The sequence below is a fragment of the Gemmatimonadota bacterium genome, assembly GCA_009838845.1.
In the GTDB taxonomy this organism is placed as follows: Bacteria; Latescibacterota; UBA2968; order UBA2968; family UBA2968; genus VXRD01.
Map to the genome: position 1 here is coordinate 87581 of VXRD01000170.1, position 13227 is coordinate 100807.

Genomic DNA, 13227 nt, shown 5'->3' on the forward strand with positions numbered 1-13227 from the left:
GTCCCGAGAATGAAGGACCGGCTGAACGTTCAGTCCGAGTTTATGCTAACGCCTGAAGAAATGCAAATCTATCAAGATAGCTGAGCCCGAATCAGGAGGCTGAAAATGATATCACCGCCATCATCTCATATCGGCATCGATATCGGCGGAACATTTACCGACATTGCTGTCTTGGGCAGTGACGGTTCGCTCGCTGTCCGGAAGGTCCTTTCCACGCCGGAGGACTACGCCCGGGGTATCATTCAGGGGCTTCGCGGATTGATTGAAGATCGCCGGATTTCAGAGGTTTCCATTGAGAGAATCGCACATGCCACGACTGTTGCCACAAATGCGATCCTGGAAGGCAAGGGAGCCCGGACGGCCCTGATCACGACAAAAGGATTCCGAGACGTTCTCGAGATGCGACGGATTCGGATCCCCGAGCTTTACAACCTTTTTTATAGCCCGCCCAGTCCTCTTGTTCCACGCCGCCTGCGATTCGAATTGGATGAACGAATGGACTCTCGCGGCGGGGTGCGGGAACCTCTCCAGCAGGTGTCCCTGGAAAATGTCCTGAACACCGTGCAGCAGCAGGAGATCGAAGCACTGGCGATCTGTCTGCTCCATTCCTACGCCAACCCGGAGCACGAACTCCGGGCGGTCACCGCGGCCCGGGAGTCGCTTCCCGATGTATTTGTCACCGCCTCCTGCTAGGTCCTTCCTGAAATCCGCGAATATGAGCGTACGAGCACGACAGTGATTAATGCCTACCTCGGGCCGGTCGTGCAGCGATATCTGAATTCCCTGAGCGAACAACTCCAGTCAATGGGCATTCGCGCGCCGCTGGAGGTTCTGCATTCAGGGGGCGGAGTGATGACAGCCGACTCGGCGCAGAAGAAGCCCGCCCACCTGATTGAATCCGGACCCGCGGCCGGGGTGATGGCCGCAGCCTGGATGGCCGGCAAAGCAGGCTACACAAACGTGATTACCCTGGACATGGGCGGCACAACCGCCAAGACCGCCATAGTTGAGAACGGAACCGTTGCCCGGACTTCCGAATATGAAGTCGGTGCCGGTATCAACCTGAGCAGCCGCCTGGTCAAAGGCGCAGGATATGCGCTCAAGCTGCCGGTCATCGATATCGCGGAGATCGGAGCCGGCGGCGGGAGTATCGTTTCGGTTGACCGGCACGGCCGGCTCCGGGTCGGGCCGGAAAGTGCCGGCGCTGACCCCGGGCCCGTCTGCTACGGGCTTGGAGGCGATGAGCCGACCTTCACGGACGCCGCCGTCCTTCTCGGCTATCTCAGTCCCGATGCTCTGCTTTGCGGGAAGATGAAACTGGAGACAGATCAAGCGAGGAGGATATTCGAGGAGAAAGTGGCCAGACCGATGCAACAATGCCTGATGAAGGCCGCCTTTGGGGCTTTTACACTGGCCTGTGCGACCATGATCCGGGCCGTGAAGTCCGTTTCTACGTATCGCGGAAGAGATCCGCGTGAGGCCGCCCTGTTGGCGTTCGGAGGGTGCGGGCCCCTCGTAGCCACAACCCTTGCACAGGCCCTGGGCATGCGAGAGGTGATTATTCCGCCGCATCCCGGCCTGTTCAGTGCCTTCGGGCTGCTTGTGTCCGAACCCGAGCATGAATCCGTCCGAACCTGGTGTCGCAGACTGGAAGAGGTCAGGCCCGAAGACTTGAACCGGCTCTATAGCGAACTCGAGTCGCAGGCGGTGGAGACGCTCGTTGCCGAAGGATATCGCCCCGAACAGATTCGAGTACGGCGGCTTGCCGATTTGCGCTATGTCAACCAGACCACCGAACTGACCGTGCCTGCACCCGGCGTTCCGCTTGGACCCGGGGAACTAACGACATTGGCGGAGGCATTCGAGCAGGAGCACCTCACGACCTACGGCCACCGGGCAAACCATGACCCCATCGAACTGGTCAACCTCAGGATTGTCTCGAGCGTCATTCGGGAGTTCGGAGCGAATGAGCCCCGGGACCTGTTCCGTGCGGATCACCGGGAAGAGAACGTCGTAAAAAACGACTGCAGAAGAACCTTTTTCGGGCCGGCCGGCGATGATCTGAAAACCGTGGTTTGTTCACGGCAATCCCTCTGCGCTGCGCCCACTGGAGGACCTTTGATCATCGAAGAATTGGACTCAACCACCGTCGTGCCGCCAGGTTGGCAGGCATCTTTGGACGGCTTCCAGAACATCATTCTTCGACATGCCTGACCACGGTGTGAGAGAGTGGACATGAACAAGACAGACCCTGTAACTCTTGAAGTCATTCGCAACGCCCTGGAAATGATCGCTGATACAATGGCGCTTGTGCTGATGCGCAGTGCCTATTCATCAGTGGTGCGAGATTCCATGGACTATTCCACCGCGCTGTTTGACGCAAAAGGCAGAATGATCGCCCAGGGTCTCACGACCGCGCTGCATCTCGGCTCGTTTCCCGTGGCCATCGCAGAACTCACCCGGGCATATGAAGACAGAATACATGCGGACGATGTGTTTATTACCAATGACCCTTATGGTGCCGGCGGCATGCATCTGCCGGATATCTATCTCACCCTGCCCATATTTTTTGCTGGCGTACTGGAGGGCTTTGCGGTTGCCCTTGTCCACCATGCAGACGTTGGCGGGATCGCACCCGGGAGCAATACGTCGTTCTCCACCGAGATCTACCAGGAAGGTCTCCGCATTCCACTCGTCAAACTTTACGACCGGGGAACACCCAATGATACGGTATTCAAATTTATTGAAAAAAATGTCAGGGTACCTGTGGAAGTCGCGGGCGATATGCGCGCCCAGCTCGCTGCCTGCCGCCAGGCTGAACAGGCCTATATGCAGCTTCTGGAAAAATATGGATCGGATTCGCTGGGGCATTATCTCAACCAACTTCTCGAACTCGCCGAACGCATGATGCGGGAAGAGATTCAGGCCATCCCAGACGGCAGCTATGAGTTCACGGATTTCATCGACGGTCTGGGCAGCGAACCGGAACCGATCCGGTTTCAGGCGACCATCACGATTGCCGGCGAGGAGGCAGTCGTGGACTGGAGCGGGAGCGCGCCGCAGGTGAAAGGCGGCATTAATGCGCCCTTCCCGATGACTCTCTCAGCATCCTACCTTGCTTTCCGATGTCTGGGAGGGCGTGATATCCCCAACAATGAGGGTTATATGCGGCCCATCCGGGTTCTCGCACCGGAGGGTACGATTATGAACCCCGTCCTGCCTGCCGCCTGCTCAACCCGCGGGATTACGGGCTTTCGGATGCTGGACACCCTTCTGGGCGCGCTGGCCGGAGCCGTTCCGGACCGTGTGCCGGCGGCAGGGGAGGGCGGCGCAACGTTTCCCTCGATTGGCGGTTATCACGAGGGCGAGCCATTTGTCTTTACAGAATCCGTTCTCGGCTGTTCAGGCGGTCGGCCGGATCGCGACGGCGCCGAAGGCGTTCCCAATCCCGGCGCCAATCAATCTAACCAGCCCGTCGAACTCATCGAAGCACGTCACCCCATTGAGATATTGCAGTACGGCCTGGTCATGGATTCCGGCGGACCGGGAAAATACCGGGGCGGGTTGGCGCTCATGAGAGAATACAGGATCCTTGCGGAGGAAGCCGTTTTGAGCATGCGATCAGATCGACGGGCGCATCCGCCGTACGGACTACAGGGCGGCCTTTCCGGGTCTCCAACCTGCAATACTCTCTATTCCGGTCCGAACCAATCACTTCTTCCTGTGCTTCCAAGCGAAGCGATCGTGTTAAGGAAAGGAGAGATCCTGCGCCATCTTCAGGCAGGCGGCGGCGGCTGGGGCACGCCTGTGGAACGGAATCCTCAAATGGTCCTGGAAGATGTACGGAATGATAAGGTCAGCCTCGAGCAGGCCAGGGAAGTTTATGGTGTGGTAATCGACCCCCTAACACTGAGTATGGATGAAGAGGCAACAGCCACGACCCGGCAGAGGATGCTGGCAGCAGGCGAACATGAAAATAGGGCATCGGCGGATCTCTCTGCAGAAGACCTTTCCAGGATACCGAGTCGGGCGGCCCTGGCCGGCAGGGTCAGCTCGAAGGAAATGGCGGACCGCGTCGCCTCGTTCCATGTCGTGGGAAGCGAAGTCCTGTCGCTCAAGGGTTCGCCCGCCTGGCCGCCGCCGGAACATGTCCTGGCCGCCGCCGAACAGGCCATAGGCGAGAATGCAATGGCCCCTTCCAACGGCTTCCCCGAACTTCGGAAAGCCATCGCGGCAAGATGGGAAACCGATGACGGGATCCGACCGGACTCGGATACGGAGATCCTGATCACGCACGGCGCCATGCATGCCATGAGCATCGCGTTTCTGGCGCTGCTCGCGCCGGGCGACGAGGTTCTGATGTTCAGTCCGGGATTTCAATTTGGCGGACCGCTTCACCTCGCCGGCGCCGTCGCGGTCTGCGTGCCGACTCACCAGGAACAGAACTGGCGCTGGGACCTCGAGGCCATGGAAGCGGCCTGTTCGTCAAGGACCCGCATGGTGATCCTGAATTCGCCCGGAAATCCGACAGGATATGTGGCGTCAAAGAGAGATCTCGAGGCGGCCGCGGAGCTGGCCCTCAGGCACAATCTCTTGATTCTCTCTGACGAGTGCTACGACAAGATGGTCTATGACGGGCGAAAGCACTTGAGGGCGGCCTCCATTCCAGAGATCCGGGACCGGCTGCTGACATTGTGCAGTTTTACCAAGAGCTATGCGATGCAGCCGTGGCGGTTGGGGTATATTGTCGGGCCCCCGGACCTGATATCTGCTTGCCGGAAGGTGCTTGAGTGGAATGTGCTCACCTGCAGCCATATCGCCCAGCGGGCAGCGCAGGCGGCATTGGAGGGACCGCAGGACTGGGTGCACGAGATTGCCAGGCGGTACCAGCAGTACCGTGACCTGATGATAGAGGGCCTGGACCGGGCACCGGGGATTTCCTTTGCCGTCCCGGCAGGAGCGCCATTTCTATTTCTGAACATACGCGGACTCGGCCTTCCCAGCGCGGAATTTGCCGAAGCGCTGCTTTCAGAATACGGCGTCGCTGTCGAGCCCGGCGGACCGTACGGGTCCGGAGACCATGTAAGGCTCATGTTCGGCGGTACCGAAAAGACCATACAGGAGGCAGCAAACCGATTCCGGAAGATAGTGGGCAACCTTGCGTTGTCCGGTCAGTAGTGCTTCTCGAAGATAGTGTCCAGCGCCATCGTTAGCACTGTATGCAGCGAGAATCGTTCGTGCAGAATTTCTCATTGATCAGCCGACAGATTCTTTTGTTTTAGAAGGAGACGCTATGACTACATCCGACCGACCCAATGTCCTCCGGGCCGGCGGTGCGCTGATTGACATAACGCCGAACGCAGGCACACACTTGGGCGGCACGTGGGGCGTGTTACGCGATGCGCGCACGGTGGCGGAACCGCTATACACCCGGGCTCTCGTGCTGGAATCCCGCACACGGAAACTCTGTATCGTCCAACCAGACCTGGAAATCGCCACGCTTCCGTGGACGCAGAAGATTCGCCAGAGCATTGAGCGCCGCTGTGGAATCGCGCCCGACGACATCATGGTACATCTTCCGCAATCCCATTCCACGCCGCCCCTCGGCAACTTTGTCATCGACGAGGCGCTGCCCAACATTCCGCCTGAACTAGAGTACCTCCGCGGCTCCCAATCTGAGTACTGCGAGTACGCCGTCGGCAAAATCCTTTCGTGCGTTGAAGCCGCGGACAAAGCCTTGCATCCGGTCCAACTCGGCGCGGGCCGGGCGGTCCGTGATGATCTGGCCTTTAATCGGAGGGGAGTAACTCGCGACGGGGGCATAGTGATGCCGGGACAGTTCTCCAGGGCGTCCAGGCCGCTGGGCCCCACGGACATCGCCTTCCTCGAAGGTCCGACGGACCCCGAGGTGGGGATGGTGTGTCTGCGCAATGAGAAAATGAAGATGAGCGCTATGCTCCTTCACTTCACGTGCCATCCGGTCAATGTGTTCGCCACGCAGCACTACACCGTCTCGCCGGACTGGCCGGGCGTTTGGTGCGCCGGGATGCAGGAGGAATGCGGTGAAACGTGCGTTCCCCTGGTGCTCAACGGTTGCTGCGGCAACATAAACCCGTGGCCCGCATTCCACGCCGATTTCGTCCCGGACCACCGGCGCATGGGGCGCGCGCTGGCCGAGACCTCACGGCACATCCTCAGTGCACTCACCTTCGAAGAAGAGGCCACGCTGGACGCACGAGTGAAGCTCGTCCCGCTCCCCTTGAAGAAGGCCGATTCCGCCGACCGCGCAGCCGCCGAGAAGCTCCTTGCCGAGCACCCCGAGCCACGCTGGGATGAAGATAGTACGCCTCGCCGCGTGAACGCCGATTGGATGGATGCGGCCATGCTGATGAGCGTGGAGCTTGAGCGCGAGCGCTCCCCAGAGCTCGCCTATGAGATTCAAGTCATGCGCATCGGCGACATCGCCCTCGTCGGACTCCCCGGCGAGCCCTTCGTCGAAGGCCAACTGGAGATCAAAGTCCGGTCGCCCTTCCCCTATACTTTCGTCGCCCACAACACAACCGACTTCGCCGGCTACATCGCCCCGCGCCACAGTTACCCGCGGGGCGGGCATGAGATTCGTAACAAGCCGGCGAAGTGGGCAAAGGTGGAGCCGGGGTGTCTGGAGAAGATCGTGGAGGAGGCGGTGAGGTTGCTGGACGAGATTGGGACCTAAAGGATTGTGCGGGTTTATGATTGCGGGGGCATGCCGGACCCCGATTGGGTCTTTACACGACGGTCCCGAGGAGGATTTGCCATTGAATGTCGCTCATCTGGTAGCTAGAGCGGGGACCACTTTCAGCGAAAAGCCCGCGATCGCAATTGGTAAGAATGCGTACTGCTCCTACGGAGACCTCTACAGTCGCGTATCGACCATGGCAGGTCGATTCCTCGATCAACTCCATCTCAAACCCGGGGACCGCATCGCACTCGCCATGCAGAACTGTGCGGAATTCCTCGAAGTGATGTACGCTGCCTGGCATGCCGGGCTGTGTACAGTCCCGATCAACGCCAGGCTGCATGCGCGTGAGTTTCAGTATATCCTCGAGAACTCAGGCGCCCGCTGCTGTTTTGTCACCGCTGACTTGCTTGAGACGATTGATTCGCTTCGCGATCTGATACCTTCGCTCGAGTATGTGGGCTGTGTATCCTCATCCGATTACAAATCCCTGCGACAGGGCAAATCGGTTCGGATGGCAGAACGTTCGTCCGACGATCCCGCCTGGATATTCTACACGAGTGGTACGACGGGTCGCCCCAAGGGAGCTGTGTTGAGTCATCGCAACTTGATGGCGTTGACACTGAATTACTTTGTCGATGTCGATGCGGTCTCATCAGAAGATTGCATCCTGCATGCAGCTCCCCTCTCCCACGGCTCGGGTCTGTACAACCTCTCCCACGTCGCTGTTGCGGCAAAACAGGTCATCCCGGCGAGTGGCCGGTTCAATCCTGATGAAGTTTTCGACCTGATTGTCTCCCACGAAGGGATGACGATTTTCGCAGCGCCGACAATGGTGAAACGACTGGTCGATCATCCCACCAGCCGTAGCGCCAATACGTCAAACTTAAAAACGATCGTGTACGGCGGTGCGCCGATGTATGTAGCCGATCTGAAGCAGGCCATAAATCTATTTGGCAACAAGCTGGTTCAGATCTACGGTTTAGGCGAAAGCCCGATGACGATTACGGCGTTGTCGAAAGGGCTGCATGCCGAGAAAGATCATGCTCGGTTTGAAGAACGGCTTCAATCGGTGGGGGTCCCTCAGTCGGTGGTCGAAGTCAGGGTGGTCGATTCGAATGACCGGGTGCTCCCTCCTGGCGAAATAGGCGAAGTGATTGTCAGGGGTGATGTTGTCATGTGTGGATACTGGGAAAATCCGGAAGCAACCGAAACGACCATGCGAAACGGCTGGCTGCATACGGGCGACATGGGTACGTTCGACGAGGACGGGTTTTTGACGTTGAAGGATCGCTCAAAGGATCTCATTATCAGTGGAGGCTCCAACATCTATCCCCGGGAGGTGGAGGAGGTCCTGCTGATGCATGGAGCCGTCCAGGAGGTATCGGTGATCGGCCGGCCACATCCAGAATGGGGGGAGGAGGTTGTTGCTTTTGTTGTGGCGGGGGATGGCCGTGAAAAGATGGAGGACGAGCTGGATGTGCTCTGTCTCGATCATATCGCTCGCTTCAAGCGCCCCAGGGCCTATTTCTTTGTGGATAGTTTGCCCAAAAACAACTACGGAAAGATCCTGAAAACTGAGTTGCGACAGTGGCTGGATAAAGAAGACCTTGCAGGGTAATGAGGTGAAAAATTCCAGAATTCGAGCCTTCTCTGGGTGTCACGATGCCCTGCAGAGAACCATGAAACCTGGTGAGAGACGGAGAAAGCAGCGAAGTTGCAGGGAGGAAAGACCATAGCTGCTGACGCCCATGGCCATCAGGTGGTGATAGGAACATGATGTGCGAGAACATTGCTGACGGCGGTGCAGCTCAGGTCGTCGATCTCAGATCGGACTTTGTTGCCCGACCAACTCCGGCCATGGTTGAAGCCATGCTGCGTGCTGCGAGGCAACCCTGCGGCTTCGGGCTGCGCGAAGACACGATCGTTGCCGACCTTGAAAATCGCGCGGCGGAGGTCATTGGAAAGGACGACGCTCTTTTTGTGCCGACTTGCACGATGGCCAACCAAATTGCGCTACATATTCATTGCAGGCCCGGTGAGTTGTTCGTAACGGAAGCCTACGCCCACGTGGTGACGTCGGAGTCTGCCGCCACCGCCGCGCTGTCCGGTGCCATGCCGAAGATGCTCCCGGCCCAGGCCGGTGCGCTTGACCTCGACGCTTTGCGTGATTCCCTCCGACACAGCGATGCACAGCACCCGCGCCCCGCCGCAGTCGCCCAGGAAAACACGCACGTGCGTTCTGGAGGTCGTGTCGTGCCCACGGCACACATGACAGCTATTTACGACATCGCCAGCAGTCAGGAGGTACCGGTGCACCTTGACGGCGCGCGGATCTTCAATGCAGCCGTCGCCTCAGGAATCCCGGCGCGTGACATCGCCATGACATGCGATACCGTTTCCTTCAATCTCAACAAAGGACTTGGTGCGCCACTCGGCGCGATCCTTGCCGGACCCGATGGGTTCATCGCCGAGGCAGTGCGCATCAGACAAATGTTCGGCGGCGGTTGGCGACCGGCCGGCATTGTTGCCGCGGCAGGTATCGTTGCGCTCGAGACGATGATCGAACGACTGCACATAGATCACACCACTGCGCGACAACTGGCAAATGGTCTGTCTTCCCAGCCAACTCTTAGTATTGACAAGTCCCAGGTGGAGTCTAACATCGTGCTCGCACGTCCAGACACAATGCGCCCCGAAACCCTTGCCGCCGCGCTTGAACGTGAGGGCGTGCTGGTTTTACCGTTCGGCGATGACGTGCGTCTTGTGACCCATCACGAAATCACTGAGAACGCCGTTGAGATCACACTGAAGGCGTTTCACTCAGTTCTCAGTGGAGCATCCCATGGCCCATAGGCTTGGCGTCGATATCGGCGGCACCTTTACTGACTTCGCACTGGTCGATAACGACTCCGGCGAACTCTCAACACACAAGCAATTGACCACACCGTCCGATCCATCGCTCAGCGTTCTGACCGGAATTGCAGCACTACTCAGCCGAACCGGCGTCGATATCTCCGACGTCACCGTCCTGTCACACGGCACGACGCTCGTCACGAATGCCGTCATCGAACGCCGCGGCGCGACGACCGGCATGTTGGTCACCAGGGGCTTCCGCGATGTCCTGGATATCGCCATGGAGCGTCGCTACGATTTGTTCGACCTGCGACTGGGTTTTGCAGAGCCAGTCGTCCCGCGGGATCTGCGCGCCGAGCTTTCGGAACGCATCCTATTTGATGGGCAGGTTGAGACACCCTTGAATGAAAAAGAGGTTCAAGCGGCCGTCGCACACCTGGTTTCTGCGCATGGGATAGAGGCTCTGGCCATCTGTTTCTTGCATGCCTATGCCAATCCGGATCACGAAAACCAGGCCCGAGACACTGTCGCGAAGGCATTTCCCGACCTGCATGTTAGCACCTCGTCCGACGTACTGCCCTTCATGCGGGAATATGAACGCTGGTCGACAACCACGATCAACGCGTATGTGCGCCCGCTGACCGATCGCTATCTCGAACGCCTGGAGACCGGACTGTCCACCATGGGATTTGATGGTCGTTTTCTGGTGATGACATCGTCTGGCGGCATGGTCACGCCTGAAATCGCGCGGCGCTATCCGGTGCGGCTTATCGAGTCGGGGCCGGCCGCCGGCGCCCTCATGGCGGCCAATTTGGGACAGCGAATTGGCGAACCCAATCTACTGGCATTTGACATGGGCGGGACGACGGCAAAGGGCGCCCTAATCCGCAATGGCCGCCCCCTGCGCCGCTACGAGTTCGAGGTGGCGCGAGAGCATGACTTCAAGCAAGGCAGCGGTCTCCCACTCCGTATCCCAGTGATCGACATGATTGAGATTGGTGCCGGTGGCGGGTCGATCGCCAATGTCGACGAACGCAATCTTTTGGCCGTTGGACCCAAGAGCGCCGGCGCGGAGCCCGGTCCAGCCTGTTATAGCCAGGGCGGCGACAACGCAACGTTGACGGATGCCAACCTGACCCTCGGCTATCTGGTTCCAGAGGCATTTCTTGGTGGGAATATGATCCTGGACAGCGAAGCCGCACATCATGCAATTGACCGGAATGTCACCGAACCACTTCGGGTCGACACGATCCGAGCTGCCTGGGGTGTTCATGAGGTCATCAACGAGGACGTCGCGCGGGCATTCCGCACCCATGCTGCGGAAATCGGCTTCGACTACCGCCGCTGCACAATGATCGCGTTTGGCGGATCCGGCCCGGCACACGCCATTCGTATTGCTCGAAAGCTGCGAATCCCAAAGGTGGTTTTCCCCGTCGGTGCTGGCGTGATGTCGGCGATTGGACTCTTGATGACTCCGATTTCCTATGCAACCTTGCGCTCTGGGCGGGTCAATCTCGAAGAATTGGATGCAGATGGCCTCGACGCCGGATTCAATCTGGTTGAACGCCAGGCACGTTGCCTCCTTGCAGAGGCCGGCATTGACGACGCGCAGATTCAAATTGACAGGCGGCTTGACATGCGGTATTGCGGCCAGGGCCACGAGGTTGAAGTGCCGCTTCCGCCGGGCATTGACCGCAATGGCATCGCCGATCTCTTTCGCGAAACCTATGTCAAGATTTTTGCCGCCACGCCAATCGATACCGGAATTGAGATCGTCAATTGGAAAGTGGAGGCGAGCGGACCTGAGCCGGAATTCGCAGATCGCTATCGCCCATTCAGCGGCGCTCTGACCTCACAAGAACAGGTTGGTGAGGCCGGTATCTTCTGCGACGACGCAACGGGACTTGCCAATTGTCCTGTCTACGATCGTTACGCCCTGGACCAGGGGCAGCGCATAACGGGTCCTGCCCTCGTCCAGGAGAATGAGGCAACAACCGTCCTGAGCGTTGGCGACACGATCGAAGTTGATGACATGGGCAACTTGATTGCGACATTGGCCGGAGAGACGTCATGACCCAGTACGATCCCGTCAGTCTCAAGATCTTATGGGACCGCCTGGTCTCGATTGCCGACGAACTCGTCCTGTCGCTCGTCCGCACATCGTTCTCCATGAATGTTCGAGAGGGCTACGACCTGTCATGTATGATCTTTGACGCCAGGGCACACCTCGTGGCGCAGGGCAGCTACTCGGTGCCGTCCTTCACCGGAACGGCACCACAGACCATCGCTCACATGCTGCGTGCGTTTCCGGCCAACACGTTGAAACCCGGCGATGTCATCGCCACCAACGATCCATGGATGGGCACCGGTCACTTATTCGACATCAATGTCATGCGTCCGGTATTTCTTGGCGATCGCCTGACAGGGTTCACCATGAGTGTCACGCATCTGCCGGATATCGGCGGCAAAGGCATGGCGTCTGACTGCACGGAGGTGTACCACGAGGGCCTGCGCCTTCCCGTGTGCAAGCTAAGCGACGGTGGTCAGCTAAATGAACTCCTCCTCGATATCGTTCGCACCAACGTCCGCGTTCCGGAACAGACGGTTGGCGATTTGATGGCGAACGTCGCTTGTAACGAAGTCGGCGGGCGGGCCTTGCTGGAGTTCATGGACGAGTACGGTCTCGATGAGATCGAAACACTCTCCGACGCCATCAACGATCACGCCGAGGCCGCAATGTGCGAACACATCGCCGAGATCCCTGACGGCTCTTATGCCAATGCCATTGTAATTGAGGGGCCGGGCCGGCCAATTCAACTGGCCGCCAACGTCAGAGTAAACGGCAGTCATGTCGCCATAGATTTCACCGGCACTGAAGGCCCTGTGCGGGCCTCAATTAACGTGCCGTTCTGTTACACTCGCGCCCAGGCCAACTACGTGATCAAGTGTCTGACGATCCCCAATCTGCCGAACAATGCCGGCGCGGCACGACCGATCGATATCTCGGCACCCGATCATTGCATCCTCAATGCGCAACCGCCGTGGCCGACCGGTGGGCGACATTCGGTGGGTCACTTCGTTGTCCCGCTCTTGATGGGTGCCATGGCGCCGGCCCTGCCGGACCGTGTCCAGGCCGACGCCGCCATGATGAATGTCTTCAGCGTCCAGGGACGTCACCGTGACGGCGAGGAAATCTCCTCACTCTTCTTTCTCGCCGGCGGGCTCGGTGCCATGCTGGGGCAGGATGGCCGCGCCGTCACACCGGCGCCGTCCAACATGACTGTGATCCCCACGGAGGTCTGGGAAAACCGCACGTCCATCACCATCGAAAAGCGTGAGATCCTACCCGACACAGGCGGCGACGGGAAGTGGCGCGGCGGCGACGGCCAGGAAGTGGTCTTTCGTAATGACACAGGTCATCTCCTCGAGATCGCCCTAATGGGTCAGCGAACCGAATTTGCAGCCAAGGGGCTACAAGGCGGCGACGACGGGGCACTTCGCCGGTACGAAGTCAATGGTCAACTGGTCGACCCCAAATCGCGTGTCGAGCTGTCACCCGGTGATCGGATTTCGATGCGCGAGGCCGGCGGCGGCGGCTTTGGCTCAGCCGCCGAACGCAGGGGTTGACCTCTAAGGCGAAGAGTCAACAGCCC

Annotated in this window: 5 protein-coding genes and 2 pseudogenes; all 7 read left to right on the forward strand. The window is 59.0% G+C overall.

The genetic code is table 11. The features are described 5' to 3' along the window. Positions 1-105: 105 nt before the first annotated feature. The 7 genes and pseudogenes from F4Y39_24330 to F4Y39_24360 all read left to right on the forward strand — a co-directional run bounded on the left by F4Y39_24330 (position 106) and on the right by F4Y39_24360 (position 13201). Positions 106-2214 (forward strand): annotated as a pseudogene (locus tag F4Y39_24330) (hydantoinase/oxoprolinase family protein). A gap of 21 nt (positions 2215-2235) precedes the next feature. After that, positions 2236-3957 (forward strand): annotated as a pseudogene (locus F4Y39_24335) (hydantoinase B/oxoprolinase family protein). A gap of 1336 nt (positions 3958-5293) precedes the next feature. Further along, a complete protein-coding gene (locus F4Y39_24340) occupies positions 5294-6715 on the forward strand; it encodes a hypothetical protein (GenBank protein ID MYC16865.1) in 1422 nt (473 codons plus the stop codon). Between the two features lie 82 nt (positions 6716-6797). Continuing rightward, positions 6798-8339: a long-chain fatty acid--CoA ligase gene (locus F4Y39_24345; GenBank protein MYC16866.1), complete on the forward strand. Its 1542-nt coding sequence runs from the start codon at positions 6798-6800 to the stop codon at positions 8337-8339. 155 nt (positions 8340-8494) lie between these two features. Then, complete coding sequence (locus F4Y39_24350) at positions 8495-9574, forward strand: hypothetical protein (protein MYC16867.1); 1080 nt, start codon at positions 8495-8497, stop codon at positions 9572-9574. Continuing rightward, positions 9564-11648, forward strand: coding sequence for a hydantoinase/oxoprolinase family protein (locus tag F4Y39_24355; GenBank protein MYC16868.1), 2085 nt, complete (start codon positions 9564-9566; stop codon positions 11646-11648). Before F4Y39_24350 ends, F4Y39_24355 begins: the two co-directional genes overlap by 11 nt. Continuing rightward, positions 11645-13201 carry a hydantoinase B/oxoprolinase family protein gene (locus F4Y39_24360; protein ID MYC16869.1) on the forward strand — a complete coding sequence of 519 codons (1557 nt, stop codon included), beginning with the start codon at positions 11645-11647 and terminating at the stop codon, positions 13199-13201. The genes F4Y39_24355 and F4Y39_24360 overlap by 4 nt, the downstream gene beginning before the upstream one ends. The last annotated feature ends 26 nt before the right edge of the window (positions 13202-13227 follow it).

Coding starts and splice junctions, on each gene's coding strand:
- F4Y39_24350 (MYC16867.1), top strand. CDS start 8,495: ATGATGTGCGAGAACATTGCTGACGGCGGTGCAGCTCAGGTCGTCGAT.
- F4Y39_24355 (MYC16868.1), top strand. CDS start 9,564: ATGGCCCATAGGCTTGGCGTCGATATCGGCGGCACCTTTACTGACTTC.
- F4Y39_24360 (MYC16869.1), top strand. CDS start 11,645: ATGACCCAGTACGATCCCGTCAGTCTCAAGATCTTATGGGACCGCCTG.
- F4Y39_24340 (MYC16865.1), top strand. CDS start 5,294: ATGACTACATCCGACCGACCCAATGTCCTCCGGGCCGGCGGTGCGCTG.